Below are 20,348 nucleotides of genomic sequence, written 5' to 3'. Positions count from 1 at the left end.
CTCGTTGGTCCCCTCTCTAAACTGGAATGCTCATGTCGACAACCCTCGATCATCGCGACACGCACTGGAAGGATCTGGCTGGCTCCTATGACGCCATCATGGCCAAGGTGCCGCAGATGCACGATCTGTTCGCGGAAATCGTGCGCCACCTCCCGGTCGATGCCGGCCGCATCCTCGATCTCGGCGCGGGCACGGGCAACTTGCTGAAGGCGGCCGCGACGGCCCGGCCCGACGCGCAACTGATCGCGCTCGACCCGGCCGAGCCGATGCTCGACATGCTGCGGACGAAATTCGACGGCCAACAGGACGTCGCGTGCATCGTCGGCTCGGCGCATGCGATCGACTTGCCGGACGGCTCCGTCGACGCCGTGGTGTCCAACTATGCGCTGCACCACCTGACCCACGACGAGAAGCGGATCTGCGCGCGTGAAGTGATGCGCGTGCTGCGGCCGGGCGGCAAGTTCATCTATGGCGACCAGCACTGCCGGATGATGGGGGGTCCTGACGATCCCGCGTGGGTCGCGGACATGTTCTCGCTGCTGTCGGACAAGGCGATGCACTACCTGCGTACCGCGGGACTGGCGCGAATGCTGCTGCAGATCGAACTGATGCCGAAGTTCCTGCGCGCCGACGGCGAGATGCCGGTGCCGGTCGACTACTGGCTCGAATGCCTCGACGCGGCGGGCTTCCCGCCGGCCACCGTGGTCAAGATGGTGCCGGCTGAATTGCTGAACTGCGTGATCGTGGCGGTCAAGCCATGCTGAGTGCGCGCAACGCAAGCGAGGCGGCGGGCGTCGCCGTGCTGGGCGCCGGCGTGGTCAACCCGGTCGCCGCGACGCTGGAGGGCTTCTCGGACGCCCTGTCGAACACACGCGCGCGCGTCGGCGTGCTCGACGGCATGCCGATTCCCCGCGGCAAGGCGCTCGCGGGCCTCGTGAGCGACGCGGCCTTCGACGGGCCGGAGAAGGCGTTCCGGATGGCGCACGCGGCAATGGCGCAGGCGATCGACGCGAGCGGGCTCGACCTGTCCGCGCTCGACGACGTCGGCGTGATCCTCGCGACGATGGGCGGCGAAAGCCATGCGGCCGAGCAGTGCTACGCGACGCTCGATACGTCGTCGGCCATCGACGACGCGGCGCGCGCGGCGCTCGGCGCCTATCCGAACGGCGTGCTCCTGCAACGCCTGTGCGCGAGCTTCGACGTGCTCGGGCCGCGCTTCGTGATCAGCAACGCATGCGCGTCCGGCAACATCGCGATCGGACTCGCGCTGGATTTCCTGCGGGCCGGCAAGTGCAAGGCGATGATCGTGGTCGGCGTCGAAGTCATCAAGCCCAGCATGATCTGGGGTGCGGAGCGCGCCGGCTTCGTCGGCACCCGGCTCGCGCCTTTTCATCCTGATCGCGACGGCGCGATCCTCGGTGAAGGCGCCGCCGCGCTGGTGCTGGCCGAGCCGGCGCTGGCCGGCCAAGCGCCCGCGCTCGGCTGGGTCGACGGCTTCGGCAGCGTGTGCGACCGCGGCGCGGCCCCGATCACGCTGGCCGAAGACGGCTCCGGCCTGTATCGCGCGATGCAGCTCGCGCTCGACGACGCCGCGCGCGGCCGCGAGCAGCTCGACTACGTGAACGCGCACGCGCCCGGCACCCGCATGATCGACGCGATCGAATGCGGCGCGATCGCGCGACTGCGCGGTATCGGCGAGCCGGTGCTCGTCAACTCGACCAAATCGATCACCACGCATCTCGCGGGCGCCGCCGCGATCACCGAAGTCATCGCCACGCTCGTGCAGATGCGCGACGGCTTCGTGCACGGCAACGCCGGCCTCGATCGCCACGACGACACGCTGGCCTTGCGCCCCGTCGGCACGGCGAGCGTACGCCACGCGTTCGCGTTCGGCCTGTCGAACGCGTGCGGCGGCGGCGGCTTGAATACGAGCGTCGCACTGTCGTCGGCCGCGAACGGGCAGCCGCGCCGCCACGCGTTCGCGCCGCGTGCGGACGCGCCGCTCGTGATCACGGGCAGCAGCGCGATCGCGGCCGACGGGTTTTGCTGGCGGCCGGTGGGCGAGGACGGCCCGCGCCCGGCCGCGCGGCTCGGCGAGTTCGACATCTATCGCCACTACCCGGTCGAATCCAACTACCACTACATGAACCGCGCGGCCCAGCTTGCCGCCGCGTCGAGCGCAGACGCACTGCGCCGCGCCGGCATCGCGCCGGACACGCTGCCCTGCCCGGACGATCGCTTCGCGGCGATCTTCGGGAGCTGCGTCGGCGGTTCCCCGGAAGCCAGCCGCGTGATGTGCGACGGCTTGCGGACGAATCCGGCGGCCATCACGCCGAGCATGTCGCTGGACCACGGCATCCACCTCGGCGCCGCGCTCGTGTGCCGGCATTTCGGCCTGACCGGCACGACCTATACGCTGACGGGCTCGCGTCGTTCGGGGCTTCAGGCGCTCGAAGTCGCGGCGCTGTCGATCCGGGCCGAGCGGGCCGACGCGGCGCTGGTCGCCGGCTACGACGCATGGGATCCGCTCGAAGCGGCGCTCGCGCCGCATCTGCCCGGGCGGGCGGAACCGGCCGACGCGGCCGGTTCGCTGGTGCTGGAAACCGCCGAGCGGGCCGTGGCGCGTGGCGCGCGGGTGCTGGCGCGCCTGCTCGACGTGCGCACGCTGAGCGGTCGCGACGCGGCCGACGGCGCACGTCCGGCGCTTGCCGAACGGCTCGGCCGCCATCTCGCGCAATACGCGCCGGACCGCGTCTATCTCGCGGCGCACGAGGCCGGCCGCTACCTGCCGCTGCTCACGCGCGCGCTGGATGTCTGCGGCCACGCGCCGGCCTGCCTGGCGCTCGGCGACGGCTCGCCGGACCCGCGCGCCGCGCTGTCGATGCTGGCGATCGACGACGCGATCGCGCGCGGCGCGACGTCGGCGATCGTCGCGCCCGGCGCGGACGGCACCGTGCTCGTCGCGATCGTCGCCGCCACGGAGAACGCGCAATGAGCGCCGTCGAGCATCGGATCGACGCCCATGCGGCCTTGCGCGCGCCGTCGGGCAATCCCGCCATGTTCTGGGCGATGGCCTACAAGATCAGCGACATCCTGATGACGCTGACGGAGACCGGTGCACTGGCGCGGCTGCAACAGGCGCCGGCCACGGCCGAGGCGCTCGCGGCGGCGGGCGGTTGGCGCGCCGCGCCGCTCGCGCAGTTTCTCGAGCTGCTGGCGACGGTCGGCGTGCTCGAGCGCAGCGGCGCCGCGTATTCGCTGCCGTCCGCGACGCGAGCCGTGCTGCCGGTCGTGGCGATGGAATCGCGGTTGCGCCGGTGGCATGCCGACCACGGCTCGCTGCGCGCCGCGCTCGAGACCGGCGTGACCGAACGCCCGCTCGAACAGATCGACGACGCGGCGTTCCTGACCTGCTATCAGCAGGCGATGGCGGCCTCCGCGCGTGCCCTCGCGCTGCACGTCTACCGCTACGCGGCGATGCCGGCCCATGGCGCCATCCTCGATATCGGCGGCGCGGACGGCGCGCTCGCCGGCGAGCTGGCGGCGCTGCTGCCGCACACCCGTTATTGCATCGTGGACCGTCCCCCGGTCGCGGCCCTTTTCGACGCGCGCGTCGCCGGCATGGCCGATCGCGAACGCTTTCGCTTCGTCGCGGACGACATCACCCGGCCGCAGGCACTGGGCACCGAAATCGCCGCGGCCGACGCCGCCATCGTGTCGAACGTGCTGCACCTGCTGAGCGACCGCGAGATCGACGCGCTGCTGGACGCGCTGCGCGGCGGGCTGCGCAGCGGCGCGCGGCTCGTCGTCTACGACCAGTTTCTCGATCCCGCCTGCTTCAGCGCCGCTGACCTGATGACCGTCGACTGGGCCTGCGTCGGCGCCGAGTTCGCGCTGACCGACCGCGACATGTGCGAACGGCTCGTGCGGCACGGCTTCACCGCGGTCGCGAGCCGGCGGTTCCCGCTCGTTCCCGGCGCGCTGGTCTGCGCGTCGGCGCCATGAGGTGCGCGCCATGCACGAGCCGATGACGACGGCAGGCGCAACGCACGACGCCGATCCCGCCGAATTCGAGGACGTGACGCTGCTGCCGCTCGCGATCACCCAGGTCGACGCGACTTACGGCTGCGCGGCCGGGTTGACGCCCGACGGCCGGTGGCTGAGGCCCGAACCCGTGTACCTGGCCGACGTGGCCGGCGACGCGCCGCACTACGCGTACGGTCGCCCCGTGCATTGCCGGCTGGCGCCGTCCCGCGGCACGGACCGGCGCCCGGAGGATCGCGAGCGCGTCGCATGGCTGCCCGAGGCGCAGGCCGTCGGCGACTGGGACGCGTGCCGGCTGGAGGCCTGGCTGTCGTCGCACTGCGACGCGAGCGTCGCGGCCGGGTTCGCCGGCGCGCGCAGCGCCGCCCTGATCGAGGCCACGCCGGAGCGTATCGAGCTGCTGCGCACGACGCGCCAGCGGCATCTCGTGAAGCTCGCGTTCCGCGACGCGGCCGGCGAATCGCACGCGTGGATCGTGCCCGATCTCGCCTTTGCGCAAGCCGTGACGGCGATCCTGCGCGATGCGCCCGACAGCGCCGCGCGCGCGGGCCGGCTCGTCGAGTGCCTGGGCGCGACGCGCATGTTCCTCGCGATCGTCCTGACCAAGCCGCTCGGTCATGCGCGCGGCGTGATCCGGGGCTGCCAGCCGCTCGTGAGCGGCGTACACACGTTCCCCCCGTACCGGGATGGCTTCGCCGCCCTGTACTGGGAAGGCGCGGCACCCGCCGCTTTTGAAAACCGTTCCACACCCGAGGTGAAGTGATGCAGCTTGGCTATGTAATCGTCTATACGAACGATGTGTTGCAAACGGTGGCGTTCTACGAGCAGGCTTTCGGCCTGACGCGCCGCTTCGTGCATGACAGCAATCAGTACGCCGAAATGGAAACCGGCGACACGACGCTCGCGTTCGTCTGCGACGAGCTCGCGGCGACCAGCGTGCCCGTCCAGTACCGCAAGAACCTGGCCGGCGAAATGCCTGCCGGCATCGAGGTGGTGCTGGTCAGCCCCGAGATCGAGGCGGCCTACGCGCACGCGGTCGCCAACGGCGCCACGCCGGTCAAGACGCCGATCGAGAAGCCCTGGGGGCAAAAGGTCGGCTACGTGCTCGACAACAACGGTGTGCTGGTCGAGCTGGCGACGCCGCTTCGCTGATCTCCCGACGCGAGGCACTCGCCATGCACCACGATCCCAGGCAACTGCAGGCGCCGGTGATGCTGGCCGCCCCTGATCCGAACGCGATCAGCTTCCGGGCGATGTTCGGCGGCGTGATGGCGTATGCGAACGGCAAGCCGTTCGCGTCGCTGTCCAACGTCGGCCTCGCGATCAAGCTCGATCCCGTGCACCACGCCGCGCTGCTGCAAGAGCGCGGCGCGCGGCCGCTGCAGTACGAGCCGACCAGCCCGCCGAGCCGCCAGTACGTGCTGGTGCCCGACGCGATGCTGGACGACACCGCGCGCCTGAGCGTGTGGCTCGCGCACTCGATCCGGTTTGCCGGCCAGCCCGGCAAGCCGCCCCGAAAACGATGACGCTCCGGCCGCCGCGCGCGGCGCCGGACACCTTAAACCTTCACCATGGAAGCGCGGCACGCGCCGCGCCACAGTCGATGACGACATCGAATGCGCTCAAACTGCTGGTACTCGGCATCGACGGCGCGTCGGCAACGGTCCTGGACGATCTGATCGCGCGGGATCGGTTGCCGAATTTCAAGGCGTTGCGTGCGCGTGCCGCATCGGGCGTGCTGCAGTCGACCTTTCCGCCGCATACCGCACCCGGCTGGGCGTCGATGTTTACCGGCGTCGAGCCGGGCGAGCACGGGGTCTACCAGTTCTGGTCGACCCAGGCCGGCGATTACTCGGCGCGCGGCATGAACGTCGCCGACTATGGCCGCGAACCGGTATGGCGCACGCTGGAACGCCACGGCTACCGTGTCGGCGTCTACAACGTGCCGATGACGCATCCGCCCGCGCCGCTGCGCGACGGCTACATGGTGAGCTGGCCGCTGTCGAAGACGCTGCGCTATACGGAGCCGCCGGAGCTGATGAGCGAGCTGGCCGCCGCGGGCCTGCACTATCACTCGGACATCGTGACGATGTACCGCGGCCAGGACGACTACGTCGAACGTGCGAGCCGCTTCATCGACGATCGCGCGCGCACCTGCCTGCACCTGCAGCAGCACCGCCCCGTCGACGCGCTGTTCGTGGTCTTTACCGAGATCGACCGCGTGAGCCACTACTACTGGGGCGAGGACGCACACCCCGGCCCCGACGTGGAGCGCATCTACGCCGACGTCGACCGCGCGCTGGGCACGCTGCTCGAGCTGGTGGACGACGACACGCTGTTCGTGGTGGCGTCGGACCACGGCTTCGGCCGCTGCGATGCCGATTTCAACGTGCACGAGCTGCTGGAGCAGCACGGCCTGCTGGCGACCGAATTCGCACCGGCGGGCGCCGGCGGGCAACTGGCGAACGACGACGCGACGCAGCGCGCGTGGTTCGACTCGCCGTTCCATTACCGTCGCACCGTCGCGTGGGCGCAGACCCGCTTCTACATGCCGACGCCCGGCTGCTTCGGCCTGAACGCGAACCTCAAGGGCCGCGACGCGCACGGCACGCTCGATGCCGACACGCTGCCGGACGCCGAGCGCGCGTTGGCCGACGCACTCGCAACCGTCGTCGACGCGCACGGCCAGCCCTGGTTCCGGCTGGAAAAGCGCGAGCACGTGTATCGCGGCGCGCGGCTGGCGGACGCGCCCGACTACCTGCTGATTCCGCGCGACTTCAGCGTGATGCCGACGCCGAACCTGACCGGAACGATCTGGAGCGAGCCCGCGCAGCGCGGCGTGCACCGGCCGGACGGCATCGTGTTCGTCGCCGGCCCGGCGTTTCCGCGCGGCGCGGCGCTGTTCGCCCGCATCGAGGACATCTACCCGACCCTCCTCGCCCATCTCGGCCTGCCGGTACCCGATCGTCTCGACGGCCACTGGCTGGTCGAACCCGGCGGCGATGTCGCCCGCGAGGCGGCGCAGCAGCACGCCGGCGGCCGGCGCATGACCGACGCCGAATCGGCGTTCATGGACAGCCAGCTGCAACAGATCGGCTATTTCTGACATGCCGGCTGCGCTTCACATCAAGCCCGTGATTCCGCTGATTCCGTTCGCCGCGCCCGGCGACGAGGACGGCGACCCGCTGCGCTCGGCCGTCGACTTCACGCATCCGCGGCCGATGCGGGTCTGCTTCCCGGTGCTGCTGGACGGCGATCTCGTGGTCAGCTCCGAGCATCTCGGCGTCAGTTATCTCGTCGCGATCCTGCGCCGCCTGAGCATCGACTGCCGCATCGTCGAGGTGCCGGCGGGCGGCGCCGGCGATGCCGCCGCGATCGAGCGGATCCGGGCATTCCGGCCGGACCTCGTCGGCCTGTCGCTCACGACCGTCAGCATCTCGCATGCGACGGCGTTCGGCCATGCGCTACGCGCGCGCCTCGGGCCCGCCCCCGCGTTCCTGGCCGGCGGCCCGCTCGCGACCTCGCTCGGCTCACAGCTGCTGCGCAATCCGAACTGGTCGTTCCTCGATGCGCTGGTGCGCGGCGAAGGCGACGTGCCGCTCGTGCGCTATGTCGAAGCCCTCTGGCAGGACAGCGACTTCGCGAACGTGCCGGCGCTGAGCTGGCGGCGCGCGGCCGACGACTGTGTCGACAATCCGGTCGGCCATACGGTCGTCGAGCTCGACATGCTGCCCGAAGCGATGCGGGACCAGTACGAGACGAACGACGGCCGCCTGTCCAGCATGCGGGTGGCGACGACGCGCGGCTGCAGCGGCAGCTGCACGTTCTGCAACGCGCCGCATGCGGGCAACAAGATCAACGGCGGGAAGCTCTGGCGCACCCGCTCGACCGGACGGATCCTCGACGAAATCGAGCGGCTGCACCGCCAGTACCGGGTCGACACCTTCGAGTTCGTCGATTCGACGTTCGAGGATCCGGGCGGCGGCACGCTCGGCAAGCGCCGCATCGGCGCGATCGCGCAAGGCGTGCTCGATCGCGGGCTGCACATCCACTACAGCTGCTGCACGCAGGCGCGGAGCTGGCACGAGGCGGATCGGCCGCTGCTGGCGCTGCTCCATCGCTCGGGGCTCGAAAAAGTGCTGATCGGCATCGAATCCGGCTCGCAGCGCGGCCTCGACCGCTGGAACAAGAAATCGACGGTCGAGGACAACATTCGCGCGATCGGGCTGTTGCGCGGCGCCGGCATTCACGTCGAATTCGGTTTCATCGCGTACCACCCGTGGTCGTCGTTCGACGAGATTCGCGCCAACAACGCGTTCCTGCACCGCTTCCTCGGCCAGCATCTGCGCCGCTATACGACGCCGCTGGAGCTCTACCCCGGCGCCAGCGTGCTCGACACGTTGCGCGAGGAGCGGCTACTGCACGACGACTACGCGCTGTCGCTCGACCCGTTCGCGTACGACTTCCAGGATGCGCGCATCGCGGCGCTGGCCGCGTCGATGCCGCTGCTGTTCAGGAAGGACGCCGCGTCGACGGACGGTGCGCTGCCGCCCGTATTCGAATTCGAGCGAAACGATCCGGCCTTCAGCCTGCGCCTGTCGCGGTTGAAGCGCCGGGCCGCGACGCCGGCCGGCGCGCGTGCGATTGCGGCGGCTGAAACCGGAGTGCGCGTGCTGCGCGACGCGCTCGCCGAATTCAACCTCGCGCTGATTTCGCGGCTGACGCTACGCGCCGAGCAGGGCGCGCTGACCGAAGCGGACGTGCTCGCCGAGCGGCCGGCCGTCGACTCGCGGTATCGCGCGGCGCTCGACGCGCTGCGCACGCTCGACGCCGAGCTCGCCGCCGGGTGGCGGTCGGCCGGCTCCCGACCATTCCATTCCCAACCCGACGAGGCGGTCCGACCATGAATCCACTCGCGCATGAACCCGACGTCGCCAGACAGCTGCTCGGCAACGACCTCGTGATCAACGAGAACGCGTGCAACCTCAGTTGCGAATACTGCCTGACCGGGCAGAGCAACCTGAAGGCGTCGCACGAAGGCAAACTGATCTTCCAGACACCGACGATCGCTCGCTACGCGCAAGGCAACGATCTCGGCACGCGGCTCGACACGATCGTCGAGCGTGTCGACGAAGCGCTCGCCCCGCCGTTGCTGAAGCTCACCGGCGGCGAGATCTTCATCGTCAAGGGAATCATGGCGTTCATCGAGAAGATGGCGCCGCGCTATGAAACGCTGATCGTGCAGACCAACGCGCTGCCGCTGACCGATGACAAGATCGAGCGGCTCGTCAAGCTCGGCAACATCACCGTGCAGGTGTCGCTCGACAGCAGCGACTACCACGGCAACAGCTACCGCGTGCAGTCGGAATCGATTCATTCGATGGTGCTCGACCGGATCCGCCGGATCGTCGAGGCCGGCCTACCGCTCGAAATATACGGTGTGCTGAACGATCGAAGCGCGCCCTACCTGCGCGCGCTGGTCGAGTGGTGCGGGCAGTTTCGCGAGAATCCGCCGCAGCTGTTTCCGTTCCCGGTGCGCGGGCCGGACAGCGAGCGATTCCAGGTGCGTCCGGACCAGTACCACCACATCGACGCGCTGCCGTCGATGCTCGCGGAATTCGCGCACGTGCTGCCGCCGAAGCCCTATCTCGACCGGCTGATCGCGTTCTATCGCGACGGCGTGCGCTCGTGGCGCTGCCACCTGCCTCGGCTCGTCGTGTCGACGTTCGACGACGGCGTCGTGACGCCCTGCCCGAACATCTGGTTCCACAAGATGGGCGACCTGACCACGGACAACTGGGAAGCGGCGCTCGATCAGGTCAACCGCACCGGCTTCTACGAACTGCTGCTGGGCGAGCGCCCGCGCCTCGACGCGTGCAAGGGCTGCTTCACGCCGTGGGACACGCTCAGCCTGTATTTCGAGGACCAGATCACGCTCGACGAGCTGTGCCGCGCGCCGTCCTATGCGCCGCCCGGCGTGCGCCGCCTGCTCGAAGCCAAGAAGGCCCACTATGTCGAACGCTGAATTCATCGCGCGGCCCGCGCCGCCGGGCGACGCGTCGTTCGAGCAGGTGGCGGCCCGCCATGCCGGCACGGCGACGCTCGCCGCGTGGCGCGACGCGCTGGCCGCCGAGCACGGCATCGGCACGCGGGCGGTCGTCTACGTCGACAACACACTGCCGCATGCCGCGCTGCTGTTCTTCCTGCTGGCGCACGGCATTTCGCCGCTCGTCCTGCCGGCCGACAGCACGGCCGACGAGGCGCGCGGCTACGCGCGCGAAATCGGCGCCGACACCCTCTGGCGCCTGGCGGACAGCCAGTCGCTGACGATCGAGCGCATCGCGGCCGCGCCGGCGCGCACCGGCGACAACCCGCCGGAAAGCGGCTTGCACCTGCTGACGTCGGGCTCGACCGGCCGGCCGTCCGTCGTGTTCCGTCCGGTCGCGAGCTGGCGGCAGGAAGCGCGTCGCTACATCGACCTGCTCGGGCTCGCGCCCGAGCATCACGTGCTGCTCGTCGCGCCCGTCTACCACGCATACGTGCTGGGCTGGCTCTGGGCCGCCGCCGATGCGGGCTGCGCGCTCGAGATCTGTGCGCCGACCCAGCTCGGCCGCACCGTCGACGCGCTGCGGCAGCGCGCCACGCATTGCGCGCTCACGCCGTTCATCGCGTCGCTGCTGGCGCGCCGCGCCGGCAGCGGTGCGCGCCCGGCACGGCTGCGCGTGGCGATGGCGGGCGCGGGGCCGGTCGACGCGCCGCTCGACGCGCAGTTCCAGGCCGCGTTCGGGCTCGGGTTGTCGCGTAACTACGGCAGCACCGAGACCGGCGCGCTGTTCGCGGGCATCGCGCCGCTGCCGCCGCTGTGCATCGGCCGACCGATGCCGGGCCTGCGGATCGCCGGCAAGCCGGGCGACGCGTCGGCCTTCCCGCTGGTGATCGAACTCGAGGACGGGCGCCTGCATCCGACCGGCGACCTGGTGAACGAAGGCGAGCACGGCTATCAGATCGTCGGCCGCGAAACGGCCGCGATCCGCCGCGGCGAGGCATGGATCTCGCCGTTCGAGATCGAAGCGGTGCTGCGCGAGTGCCCGCTCGTCGAGGATTGCCAGGTGCGCAGCGTGAAGTCGCGCCGCGGCGACGGCAACGACCACATTCTCGCGTCGATCGTGCCGCGCCCCGGGCTCGCCTGGGACGCGGGCGCGGTGCGCCGGTTCTGCCGCGAGCGGCTGCGCGAGAACAAGGTTCCGGACGTGTTCGAAGCCGTCGACGCCATCCGCCGCACCGCCAACGGCAAGGCCGCGCGCAGCCCGGTCTACCGCTGGGCGGCGCCGGAACGGCTGATCGAGGCAGCCGGCGCGTACAAGCGCTCCGCGCTGCTGTTCGCGTTGTGCGGCTCGGGCGTGCTCGAACGGCTCGACGGCGTTGCGAACGTCGACCAGCTCGCGTACGAAAGCGGTCTGCACGCCGACGCGCTCGGCGAGCTGCTGTCGGTCGCGGCGCAATGCGGATTGCTGAGCGACGCGCCCGACGGCGCGCCCGCGCCGCTGCCGGACGCGGTGGCCGACCTGGTGCGGCTCGAAGCCGACGCCGCCGGCAGCTGGAACCGCGCCGAGGATCTGCGCGCGATCCTGCAGGCGGGCCGGCGCGCGCGACCGCTCGCAACGCATGCGCCGTCGCAGGCGTTCATCGCGCGTTACCAGCGCGCGATGAACGGGCCGCACAAGCAGCGCGCCGCGCTGTTCGCGATGCGGCGCCTCGCGGCACTGCATCCCGGGCCGTATCGCGTGCTCGACGTCAGCGCGACGTCGGGCGCCTATTCGGCGCGCCTCGCGGCGCAAGGCCTGGTGCGCGACGGCCGATGCGTGCTCGTCGGCGGGCTCAATGCGGAACCGGCGCCGGGCGTGCGTTGCTGCTCGCTCGACGACGCGTGTGCCGGCGCCGGCGACCTCGACGTCGTGATCCTCGACAACGCCGTGCACCACCCCGACGTCGCGTCGAACCTGCTGCGGCTGGCGGAGCGCTTGTCGCCCACGGGCGTCGTCGTCGTCGACGAACTGTTCCTCGGCGACGGCGCGGGCGCCGCGATCGGCGTCGACTGGATCACGCACGGCGGCACCTGCCATCCCACCGAATCGAGCATCGACCTGCTGATGCTGAACCTGGGCTTCCGGAAACAGGACGTCATGAAGGACGACGCCACGGTTTCCCATCGTGTGAACTTTTACTCAAGGACCTGAGCCATGCAAATTTCCGAACGCCTGATCAACGTGTTCTCCGCGGTCACGCAACGCGACGTGACGCTGGACTCGCTGCGGGACAAGAACCTGATCGAGACGCTCGGCCTGAACTCGGTCGATGCGCTCGAAGTGCTGATTCGCGTCGAAGGCGAATTCGGCATCCAGATCGACGACGAAGACCTGTCGATCGACCTGGTCAGCTCGGTCGACACGCTCGAGCAGTACATCCGCAACCGGCTGCCGGCGGCCACCGCATGAAGCGGCACACGCACCGCGCCCGCCCGGGGAGAACGGCATGCTGAAATCCCTCGCCTGCATGGACGTCCTCGCGAACGATGCCTGGGGCGACGATGCGGTCACCGTCGTCTCGGGCCTGCCGCGCTCCGGCACGTCGATGCTGATGCGCGTGCTCGCGTTCGGCGGCATCGAACCGTTGACCGATCACATCCGCGAAGGCAACTCGCGCAATCCGCACGGCTATTTCGAGTGGGAGCCAATCAAGGAGCGGCACGGTTACGTGAACTGGATCGACAGCGCGGCCGGCAAGGCCGTCAAGGCGGTGTCGCGCTTCGTGCGGCACCTGCCGGCCACGCGCTGCTATTCGATCCTGTTCCTGCACCGGGACCTCGACGAAATCGTGCGCTCGCAGCGCGACATGGCGCTGCATCACTCCGACGCGTCGTGGGACGACGCGGCGGCGGAAAAGCTCAAGGACGTATACCGCCGCCATGTCGACGAAACGCTCGCGTGGATCGACGCGCGGCCGAACATGCGGCTGCACACGCTGCACTACGAATCGATGCTGGCCGCCCCCGCGCCGGAGATCGACCGCATCCAGGCGTTCCTCGCGCCGCGCCGGCTCGACACGGCGCGCATGCTGGCGGCCGTCGACCCGACGCTGAACCATGCGGCTTCGCCGCGGGAGGCATCGCATGCTTGACACGTTGTCCGCGGTCATCTTCGATCTGGACGGCACGCTGATCGACAGCAAGGACGTGATGCGCAGCGCGTATTTCGCCGCGTACGACGAGGTGGTCGGCGACGGCTCGCCGCCGCCGTTCAGCGAATATTGCCGCTATCTCGGCCAGAGCTTCCCGAACATCATGCGCCAGATGGGGCTGCCGCTCGAAATGCATGCGGCATTCAAGCGCGAGAGCATCCGCAACATGCATCGGGTGCGCGTGTTCGACGGCGTCATCGCGATGCTGGAGACGCTGTCGCTGCACCGCGTGCCGATGGCGATCGCGACCGGCAAGGATCACGCGCGTACCGTCGCGCTGCTCGATCACCTGCGGCTCGACGGCCATTTCTCAATGGTGCTCGGCAGCGACGACGTGCCGAACCAGAAGCCGGCGCCCGACATGGCGCTGCGCATCGCCGACGTGCTGGCGCTCACGCCGGCCGACACGCTGTTCGTCGGTGACGCGGCCGCCGACCTCGAATGCGGCGCGCGCGCCGGCATGAAGACCGCGCTGGCCCTGTGGGACCATCCGCCGGCGCACGTGCTGGCGATGCCCGTCGACGTGCAGCTCGCCGCGCCGGCCGATCTCCTGTCACTGCTGAGGATGCCCCAGTCATGCGCACTCTCCTGATGATCAACGGCCCGAATCTCGGCCGGCTCGGCAGCCGCAAGCCGGACATCTACGGCACGGCCACCCTGCACGACATCACGCGGCGCCTCGAGGCGCTGGCCGAGGCCGGCGGGTGGTCGGTCGTCGCGTTCCAGAGCAATCACGAAGGCGAAATTATCGACTGCCTCGAGGCGCGCCGCGACGTGGACGCGCTGATCCTGAACCCCGGCGCGCTGATGATGAACGGCTGGGCGTTGCGCGACGCGCTCGAGGATTTTCCGGCGCCGTGGATCGAAGTCCACCTGTCGAACATCTGGAGCCGCGAGAGCTTTCGCCATACGTCCATCCTCGCACCGCTCGCGGCCGGCGTGATCGCCGGCCTCGGCAGCGAAGGCTACCTGCTGGCCGCCACCGGGCTGATGCGCGGCGCCGGCCGGCCGGCCGTCGAACCGGCCGCGCGCCCCTGATCTCCTGTCCCATGAAAGCACTCATCATCATCGCCGAAGGCATGGACCCGGTCGTCCTCGAGCAACAGGTGCAGCGCGGTCACCTGCCGTGGTTCGCGGAACGCCTGCGCGCGTCGCACTACCGCCGCCTGGATTGCGGGCCGGTTCCGTACGAGCCGAGCAACCTGGCCACCGCGTTCTCAGGCGTCAATCCGGGGCGCCACGGCTGCTTCTCGTACTGGAGCACCCGTGGCGACGGGGAACTGCCGCGCGTGCTCGAGACGGGCGACGTGAAGGCCGCGCGCGTGTGGGAATGGCCCGAGCTGAGCGACCTGCGCTTCAGCGTCGTGAACGTCCAGCTGACCCATCCGCCCAAGCCGCTGAACGGCCGGCTGGTGACGTACCCGATGTCGTATTCGCTGAACGCCAGCTATCCGCGCAGCCTGCTCTCCGACCTGCACCGGCGCGGCATCCGCTACGCGCACGACGTGACCCTGTTCTACACGGGCCAGCCGTTCGACGCGTTCGCGCAGGATGCGTGGCACGTCGCGTCCGCGCAGCTCGACACCGCGTTCGAGCTGGCGGCGGACACCGACGTGATGATCGTCAACCTCACGCTGATCGATCGCGTATCGCATTTCCTGTGGTACGAGATGCGCCAGGACAATCCCGCGCAGCGGCCGGTGGTGCTGCAGGCGTACGACTTCGTCGACGCGGCCTGCCGGCGCCTGCAATCGCTCGAGCCCGACGCGACGCTGGTGTTCTCCGAGATCGGCTTCGGCGATCTCGACGGCTTCCATTCCATCGACGCGGCGCTGCAGGCCGGCGGCCTGCAGGTGCTCGCGGGCGACGGCCAGGTCGACTGCGCGCGCAGCCTCGCGATGGAAACGGTGCAGGGCTCGCACGGCATCGCGCTGCGCGGCGACCTGCTGGGTGGCCACGGCGCCCGCGACAGCGAAGTCGACGAGGTTCGCGCGTTCCTGCAGGCGCTGCGCTTCGACGACGGCACCCCGGTGCTCGCGAGCGTGCATCACCGCGACGAGCTCTACGTCGGCGACCACCGGCATCTCGCGCCCACGCTGATCGTCAAGCCCGCGAACCCGAAGCGCCCGCCGCTCGGCGATCCGCGCTGGGCGCGTCACGTGCGCCGGACCGCCCAGTCGGGCTGGCACCGGGACCAGGGCTTCGTGCTGGTCGACAGCGCGCACGCGCTGGCCGACCCGGGCGGCGACGCGCAGCTGCAGCAGATCGCCCCGACGATCGCGCATCTGCTCGGTCGCGCGCCCGCGCCCCAGTGCGAAATGGGCACCTTGCTGCAATGACGAACCGGGGGCGGCGCAGCGCGGCCACCCCAATCTCCCGCAATCTTCCGGAACTCATCCTCATGAAACTTGCAATCGACGGCGGCACCCCGGTCAAGACCGGCGCATTTCCGGCCTGGCCGCACTACGACGAACAGGAAGAAGCCGCGCTGCTGCGCAGCCTGCGCCAGGGCCAGTGGTGGCGCGCGACGGGCCAGGAAAACCTGCGCTTCGAAGAGGAATTCGCCGCGCATCACGGCTGCGAACACGCCGTGACCGTCACGAACGGCACGGTCGCGATCGAGCTCACGCTGCTCGCGCTCGGCATCGAACCGGGCGACGAAGTGATCGTGCCGGCTTTCACGTTCATCTCGACGTCGATGGCCTGCCAGAAGATCGGGGCGGTGCCGGTGCCGGTCGACGTGCTGCCGACGACCTACTGCATCGACCCGAAGGCGATCGAGGCCGCGATCACGCCGCGCACGCGCGCGATCATCCCGGTCCACATGTCCGGTCATTTCAGCGACATGGACGCAGTGCTCGCGATCGCCGGCAAGCACGGGCTGGCCGTCATCCAGGACGCCGCGCACGCGCATGGCGCGCGAGGCCCCCGCGGCCTGCGGATCGGCGAATGGGGCACGACCGCCTGCTTCAGCTTCCAGAACTTCAAGCTGATGACGGCCGGCGAAGGCGGCATCATCACCTGTCCGGATGCCGCGCTTCGCGAGCGGATCTTCCTGTACAGCAATTGCGGCCGGCCGCAGAACGACCGCGCGTACCAGCACACCGTGGTCGGGACCAACGCGCGCATGAGCGAGTTCTCGGCCGCCGTGCTGCGCACGCAGCTCGCGCGCCTCGATGCGCAGACGCAGACCCGCGAGGCGAATGCCGCGATCCTGCGCGACGCGCTCGCCCGCATGCCGGAAATCCGCCAGCAGCAGCACGGCGAGCATGCGACCGTCCATCCGCACTACATGACCATCCTGACCCTCGAGCGCGATCGGCACGGCCGCTCGTTCGATCGCAACCGGGTGGTCGACTGCCTCATCGCCGAGGGGATCCCGGCGTTTCGCGCGTATCAGGCGCTGTATCGCATCCCGAGTTTCTGGATGCCGCCGGCGCCGGCGACGACGCACGACGCACTGGTCCAGGCCTGCCCGACGACCGAGCACATCGCGGCGAACGGCATCTGGATCCACCATCGCGCGCTGCTGGGTTCGCGGGAGGACACCCTGGCCATCGCCGAGGCGCTCCGCAAGGTACTCGACGGCGTCAACGCGTCGTGACCGCGATGCGTACGGCGACGATCGGCGGCGGCTGGGTCGCCCGCACCGTCTGGCTCCCGCTGCTCGAGGAGGCCGGCGCCACGCTCGCGAGCGTCGTCGATCCGTCGGCAGACGCGCGCGATGCGGTGGCGGCGCGCTTTCCAGGCATCCGCGTACATCACGCGCTGGACGACGCGGCGCTGGACGGCTGCGATCTCGCGCTGGTCTGCTCGCCGAACGCCCATCACGTCGAGCACGCCGCGTTCGCGCTGGAGCGGGGCTTGCACGTCATCGTCGACAAGCCGGCCTGCTTCAGCCTCGCCGAGGCCGAGTTCCTGATCGGCCTCAGCGAACGGCGGCAGCGCGGGCTGTGGGTCACGTCGGCCTCGTCGCGACGCGGCGATGTGCGCAGCCTGTACGAGCACGCCCGGCACGGCGCGCTCGGGGCGCCGCATTGCCTCGACGTCGGCTGGCGTCGCCGCGCCGGCATTCCGCGCCCCGGCTCCTGGTTCACGCGTGCCGGCAGCGCGCTCGCCGGATCCGGCGGCGACCTCGGCTGGCATCTGCTCGAAGTCGGTCTCGGCCTGCTCGACTATCCGCTCGTGCAGGCCGGCTTCAGCCACCAGGTCATGACGGCCGGCGACCCTGCGGCCCAGCTGGCCGCGTGGCGCGGCGACGACGCCACGGCGCCGGACGCCGAGCTCAGCGTCGACACGCAGTTGTTCGGCTGCCTGCTCGCCGACACGGGCGCGGTCGTGCGCGTGTCGACCGCGTGGGTGTCGCATCGCGAACACGATGAAACCGTGATCCACGCATACGGCCAGAACGGCGAGCTGGCATTGCGCTGCACGTTCGGGTTCAGCACCAACGGCGTGCGCGAGCCCACCCTGACGCTGACGCAGGACGGCGCCGTGCACGCGCTTGCCTGCCCTTCCGAGGAGCGCATCGCGCCGTATCGGGCCTTCGTGCGCGACGCGCTGACGCTCGCCGGCCGCGCAGCGGCGGGCGAGCGTGCGGCGCTGTCCGCCGACTACCGGAAGCTGCGCTCGCTCGGCTCGGCGATGGCCACGCTTTACCCGCCGGCCGCGCGGGCCGGTACTGCCGGCCCGGCCACCGAACCGGCGCGGGCCGGCGAGGTCGTGGCATGAGCCTGAGCGTGATCGTTCCGGCGCATAGCAAGGCCCCCCGGCTGGCGCTGACGCTGGCCGGCCTCGCCGGCCAGTCCGGGTGCGGCGACGTCGAGCTCGTCATCGTCGCGGACAACGCGACGCCGGCGGTCCGGCAGGTGATCGCCGCCACGCCGGCGGCGCGCGTCGTCGAAACGCCCGGCGTCGGCCGCGCGGCGGCCCGCAACGCGGGCGCGACCGTCGCACGCGGCGAATGGCTGGTGTTCGTCGACGACGACATCCTCGTGCAGGCCGACTTCCTGGCCTGCCACCGGTCCGCGCAGGTGGAGCAGCCCGGCCTCGTGCACGGCGGGCTCAGGGAGCTGATCGGGCTGTTGCGCGTCGACGATCCGTCGCTCGGCGGCCCGTCCTGCCCCCCGATCGACGCGGCGGCGTTGCGCGCCGGATGCTGGTCGCCGGGCGCCGCGCGCGCCGTCGCCAATCCGCTCGAACAGGCCGCCGAGCACGCCGAGGCGGCCCGCTGGCCGTGGCTCGCGTGCGCCGGCGCGAACCTGTCCGTGCCACGCGCGACCTGGCTTGCCGGCGGCGGCTTCGACGAGGCCTACGGCACCCGCTGGGGGATGGAGGACATCGATTTCGCGTTCCGCCTGTGGGCGTCCGGGGTGCCGGTGCGGCTCGCGCCGCAGGCGCGCGGCTACCACATGTCGCATTACAACGCCGCGCGCTGGGACGAGCACCACGACAACCTGCGGCGGTTCCAGCAGCGCGCGGCCTGCCCGGAGGCGGACGCGCTCGATGCGCTGCTGTCGCCGGCCGGCTCGGTCGAGCGCTACCGTCAGCGCGTCGACCAGATCAGGCAGCGCGGCGTATCGCCGGCGTAGGCCGACAGCGCGTCGATGAAGCGCGCGCGGCCGCCGAACAGCCGGATCACCTGGCTGCGATAGCAGAGGCTCGCGTCGACCCACGCCGGCCAGTCGCATTCGAGCGCGACGGGCATCGCCGCCAGCCCGAGCGCGCGAACCTGCTCGGCGAGCGTGGCGGCATGCGCGGGCGCGTAATACGGAAACTCGGCGTAGTACGCGACGGTGTGCGGCAGGCGCCGCGCGAGCAGGTGGGCGATGCAATGGTCGACGTGGCCGCCGAAGCCGAGCGGCGCGATGACCTGGTCATCCGGGCGCAGCAATGCGCGCAGGCGCGCTTCGAGCGCGTCCGGTACGGCGGGTGCGCCGACGCTGCCGGGCGCCGCGAATAGCGCGTCCGGCGCCGGGCATTCGAATTCACCGGCCGGCGACGCGCGCAGTGCGGCGTCCCGGTGGCCGAGGCCGATGCGCGCGCACCCGAGCATGGCCGCGGCGCGCGCGTCTTCGTCGCGCCGCGCGGCGACGCCGCCGAACGCGCGCCAGCGGTGCGCCGGCTCGGTCAGGCGCGCGGCGACGGCGGGCTCCGCGTCGCCGTCGCACAGCGTGACGATCGTGACCTCGCGGTCGCGGCGCCACGCCGGCACCGCGCCGCCGAGCGACCACACGGCGTCGTCGAGATGGGGCGACAGCAGCACGAGGCGGCCGTCAGGAACGAGTCGGGCGGTCGAGTTCATGCGGGATCGAGTGGAGAACGAACGATGCAATCCGGATGGGCTTTGGCGTCATGGCGGTCATGCGTGCGCTGCGTGCGCCATGCCGTCGGCCAGCGGGATGAAACCGTCGAGCGCTTCGATGCGCGCGATCCACGCGCGCAGGCGCGGATACGGGTCCAGCGCGAACCCGCCCACCGGCGCTTGCGCGAGGTACGTATGGCAGGCCACGTCGGCGATCGACGGCTGCGCGCCGAGCAGGAAATCGCGGCCCGCGAGATGCTGCTCGAAGAATGCGCACAGCCGCTCGGACAGCGCACGCGCGCGCACCAGATCGTGCTGCCCGCCGAACAGCGCGTGACGACGCAGCACGGCGGGGCCGAACGCGAGCTCCCCCGCCGCGAGCGACAGGAAGCGCTGCACGGCGCCGGGCGGCGCGTCCGCGCCGCGCCAGTGACGCGCGCCGTAGCGCTCGGCGAGGTAGACGAGGATTGCATGGGAGTCCGACAGGACGAGCGCGCCGTCCTCGAGCACCGGCACCTGACCGAGCGGATTGAGCGCGAGAAAGGCCGGCGTGCGGTGCTCGCCGCGCAGCAGGTCGACTTCGATCGTCTCGATCGGGAGCTTCAGCAGCGAAGCGAACAACGCGACGCTGTGCGAATGGCCGGACAGCGAGAAACGATGGAGACGAATGGATGGTTTTGAATGCATGACTTCGGGCAAGTGAATACGGCAATGAACAACGCGGCGGCTGCGCGACCGACCCGGGCGCATCCGGCCTTCCCGG

20 protein-coding genes are annotated in these 20,348 nt (G+C 70.7%); 18 read left to right on the top strand and 2 right to left on the bottom strand.

Translation table 11 applies throughout. From position 1 onward, the window contains the following. The first annotated feature begins 32 nt into the window (after positions 1-32). From HAV18_RS20110 to HAV18_RS20025, 18 genes are all read left to right on the top strand, one after another. Positions 33-764: a class I SAM-dependent methyltransferase gene (locus tag HAV18_RS20110; RefSeq protein ID WP_166958964.1), complete on the top strand. Its 732-nt coding sequence runs from the start codon at positions 33-35 to the stop codon at positions 762-764. Beyond that, on the top strand, positions 758-2,995 hold the full coding sequence (locus HAV18_RS20105; protein ID WP_166958962.1) for a beta-ketoacyl synthase N-terminal-like domain-containing protein: 2,238 nt from the start codon (positions 758-760) through the stop codon (positions 2,993-2,995). The genes HAV18_RS20110 and HAV18_RS20105 overlap by 7 nt, the downstream gene beginning before the upstream one ends. After that, the gene (locus HAV18_RS20100; RefSeq protein WP_166958960.1) at positions 2,992-4,005 is read left to right on the top strand and encodes a methyltransferase; all 1,014 of its coding nucleotides are present in this window, start codon (positions 2,992-2,994) and stop codon (positions 4,003-4,005) included. Before HAV18_RS20105 ends, HAV18_RS20100 begins: the two co-directional genes overlap by 4 nt. A gap of 10 nt (positions 4,006-4,015) precedes the next feature. Continuing rightward, positions 4,016-4,807, top strand: coding sequence for a hypothetical protein (locus HAV18_RS20095; protein ID WP_166958958.1), 792 nt, complete (start codon positions 4,016-4,018; stop codon positions 4,805-4,807). Then, complete coding sequence (locus HAV18_RS20090) at positions 4,807-5,196, top strand: VOC family protein (protein ID WP_166958956.1); 390 nt, start codon at positions 4,807-4,809, stop codon at positions 5,194-5,196. Before HAV18_RS20095 ends, HAV18_RS20090 begins: the two co-directional genes overlap by 1 nt. 23 nt (positions 5,197-5,219) lie before the next feature. Next, a complete protein-coding gene (locus HAV18_RS20085; protein ID WP_166958954.1) occupies positions 5,220-5,570 on the top strand; it encodes a TfoX/Sxy family protein in 351 nt (116 codons plus the stop codon). A gap of 77 nt (positions 5,571-5,647) precedes the next feature. Beyond that, the gene (locus tag HAV18_RS20080; RefSeq protein ID WP_166958952.1) at positions 5,648-7,150 is read left to right on the top strand and encodes an alkaline phosphatase family protein; all 1,503 of its coding nucleotides are present in this window, start codon (positions 5,648-5,650) and stop codon (positions 7,148-7,150) included. Position 7,151: 1 nt separating this feature from the next. After that, positions 7,152-8,951 (top strand): B12-binding domain-containing radical SAM protein, encoded by a 1,800-nt coding sequence (locus HAV18_RS20075; RefSeq protein ID WP_166958950.1) that lies wholly within the window; start codon positions 7,152-7,154, stop codon positions 8,949-8,951. After that, positions 8,948-10,069 (top strand): radical SAM protein, encoded by a 1,122-nt coding sequence (locus HAV18_RS20070; protein ID WP_166958948.1) that lies wholly within the window; start codon positions 8,948-8,950, stop codon positions 10,067-10,069. Before HAV18_RS20075 ends, HAV18_RS20070 begins: the two co-directional genes overlap by 4 nt. Next, a complete protein-coding gene (locus HAV18_RS20065; RefSeq protein ID WP_166958946.1) occupies positions 10,056-12,281 on the top strand; it encodes a fatty acid--CoA ligase family protein in 2,226 nt (741 codons plus the stop codon). Before HAV18_RS20070 ends, HAV18_RS20065 begins: the two co-directional genes overlap by 14 nt. Before the next feature lie 3 nt (positions 12,282-12,284). Continuing rightward, positions 12,285-12,539, top strand: coding sequence for an acyl carrier protein (locus HAV18_RS20060; protein ID WP_166958944.1), 255 nt, complete (start codon positions 12,285-12,287; stop codon positions 12,537-12,539). Between the two features lie 37 nt (positions 12,540-12,576). Then, positions 12,577-13,221, top strand: coding sequence for a sulfotransferase (locus HAV18_RS20055; protein ID WP_166958942.1), 645 nt, complete (start codon positions 12,577-12,579; stop codon positions 13,219-13,221). Then, the gene (locus tag HAV18_RS20050) at positions 13,214-13,873 is read left to right on the top strand and encodes an HAD-IA family hydrolase (RefSeq protein ID WP_166958940.1); all 660 of its coding nucleotides are present in this window, start codon (positions 13,214-13,216) and stop codon (positions 13,871-13,873) included. Before HAV18_RS20055 ends, HAV18_RS20050 begins: the two co-directional genes overlap by 8 nt. Next, on the top strand, positions 13,858-14,319 hold the full coding sequence (locus tag HAV18_RS20045; RefSeq protein ID WP_059713106.1) for a type II 3-dehydroquinate dehydratase: 462 nt from the start codon (positions 13,858-13,860) through the stop codon (positions 14,317-14,319). Before HAV18_RS20050 ends, HAV18_RS20045 begins: the two co-directional genes overlap by 16 nt. Positions 14,320-14,330: 11 nt before the next feature. After that, positions 14,331-15,620, top strand: a complete 1,290-nt coding sequence (locus HAV18_RS20040) for an alkaline phosphatase family protein (protein ID WP_166958938.1) — start codon at positions 14,331-14,333, stop codon at positions 15,618-15,620. 62 nt (positions 15,621-15,682) lie between these two features. Continuing rightward, positions 15,683-16,885, top strand: a complete 1,203-nt coding sequence (locus HAV18_RS20035) for a DegT/DnrJ/EryC1/StrS aminotransferase family protein (protein ID WP_166958936.1) — start codon at positions 15,683-15,685, stop codon at positions 16,883-16,885. Between the two features lie 5 nt (positions 16,886-16,890). Next, positions 16,891-18,012, top strand: coding sequence for a Gfo/Idh/MocA family protein (locus tag HAV18_RS20030; RefSeq protein ID WP_166958934.1), 1,122 nt, complete (start codon positions 16,891-16,893; stop codon positions 18,010-18,012). Next, positions 18,009-18,872 (top strand): glycosyltransferase family 2 protein, encoded by an 864-nt coding sequence (locus tag HAV18_RS20025; protein WP_166958932.1) that lies wholly within the window; start codon positions 18,009-18,011, stop codon positions 18,870-18,872. The genes HAV18_RS20030 and HAV18_RS20025 overlap by 4 nt, the downstream gene beginning before the upstream one ends. Here HAV18_RS20025 and HAV18_RS20020 read toward each other — a convergent pair. Both HAV18_RS20020 and HAV18_RS20015 read right to left on the bottom strand, forming a co-directional pair. Beyond that, complete coding sequence (locus HAV18_RS20020) at positions 18,827-19,585, bottom strand: PIG-L deacetylase family protein (protein ID WP_166958930.1); 759 nt, start codon at positions 19,583-19,585, stop codon at positions 18,827-18,829. The genes HAV18_RS20025 and HAV18_RS20020 overlap by 46 nt on opposite strands. A gap of 57 nt (positions 19,586-19,642) precedes the next feature. Beyond that, the gene (locus HAV18_RS20015) at positions 19,643-20,272 is read right to left on the bottom strand and encodes a glutathione S-transferase family protein (RefSeq protein ID WP_166958928.1); all 630 of its coding nucleotides are present in this window, start codon (positions 20,270-20,272) and stop codon (positions 19,643-19,645) included. Positions 20,273-20,348: the final 76 nt, after the last annotated feature.

The sequence above is a fragment of the Burkholderia sp. D-99 genome, from assembly GCF_011605345.1.
Classification (GTDB): Bacteria; Pseudomonadota; Gammaproteobacteria; order Burkholderiales; family Burkholderiaceae; genus Burkholderia.
This window is presented reverse-complemented; position numbering and strand designations above follow the sequence as displayed.

Coding starts and splice junctions, on each gene's coding strand:
- HAV18_RS20050 (WP_166958940.1), top strand. CDS start 13,214: ATGCTTGACACGTTGTCCGCGGTCATCTTCGATCTGGACGGCACGCTG.
- HAV18_RS20105 (WP_166958962.1), top strand. CDS start 758: ATGCTGAGTGCGCGCAACGCAAGCGAGGCGGCGGGCGTCGCCGTGCTG.
- HAV18_RS20020 (WP_166958930.1), bottom strand. CDS start 19,585: ATGAACTCGACCGCCCGACTCGTTCCTGACGGCCGCCTCGTGCTGCTG.
- HAV18_RS20080 (WP_166958952.1), top strand. CDS start 5,648: ATGACGACATCGAATGCGCTCAAACTGCTGGTACTCGGCATCGACGGC.
- HAV18_RS20065 (WP_166958946.1), top strand. CDS start 10,056: ATGTCGAACGCTGAATTCATCGCGCGGCCCGCGCCGCCGGGCGACGCG.
- HAV18_RS20110 (WP_166958964.1), top strand. CDS start 33: ATGTCGACAACCCTCGATCATCGCGACACGCACTGGAAGGATCTGGCT.
- HAV18_RS20045 (WP_059713106.1), top strand. CDS start 13,858: ATGCGCACTCTCCTGATGATCAACGGCCCGAATCTCGGCCGGCTCGGC.
- HAV18_RS20015 (WP_166958928.1), bottom strand. CDS start 20,272: ATGCATTCAAAACCATCCATTCGTCTCCATCGTTTCTCGCTGTCCGGC.
- HAV18_RS20035 (WP_166958936.1), top strand. CDS start 15,683: ATGAAACTTGCAATCGACGGCGGCACCCCGGTCAAGACCGGCGCATTT.
- HAV18_RS20030 (WP_166958934.1), top strand. CDS start 16,891: ATGCGTACGGCGACGATCGGCGGCGGCTGGGTCGCCCGCACCGTCTGG.
- HAV18_RS20085 (WP_166958954.1), top strand. CDS start 5,220: ATGCACCACGATCCCAGGCAACTGCAGGCGCCGGTGATGCTGGCCGCC.
- HAV18_RS20095 (WP_166958958.1), top strand. CDS start 4,016: ATGCACGAGCCGATGACGACGGCAGGCGCAACGCACGACGCCGATCCC.
- HAV18_RS20060 (WP_166958944.1), top strand. CDS start 12,285: ATGCAAATTTCCGAACGCCTGATCAACGTGTTCTCCGCGGTCACGCAA.
- HAV18_RS20025 (WP_166958932.1), top strand. CDS start 18,009: ATGAGCCTGAGCGTGATCGTTCCGGCGCATAGCAAGGCCCCCCGGCTG.
- HAV18_RS20100 (WP_166958960.1), top strand. CDS start 2,992: ATGAGCGCCGTCGAGCATCGGATCGACGCCCATGCGGCCTTGCGCGCG.
- HAV18_RS20040 (WP_166958938.1), top strand. CDS start 14,331: ATGAAAGCACTCATCATCATCGCCGAAGGCATGGACCCGGTCGTCCTC.
- HAV18_RS20090 (WP_166958956.1), top strand. CDS start 4,807: ATGCAGCTTGGCTATGTAATCGTCTATACGAACGATGTGTTGCAAACG.
- HAV18_RS20070 (WP_166958948.1), top strand. CDS start 8,948: ATGAATCCACTCGCGCATGAACCCGACGTCGCCAGACAGCTGCTCGGC.
- HAV18_RS20055 (WP_166958942.1), top strand. CDS start 12,577: ATGCTGAAATCCCTCGCCTGCATGGACGTCCTCGCGAACGATGCCTGG.
- HAV18_RS20075 (WP_166958950.1), top strand. CDS start 7,152: ATGCCGGCTGCGCTTCACATCAAGCCCGTGATTCCGCTGATTCCGTTC.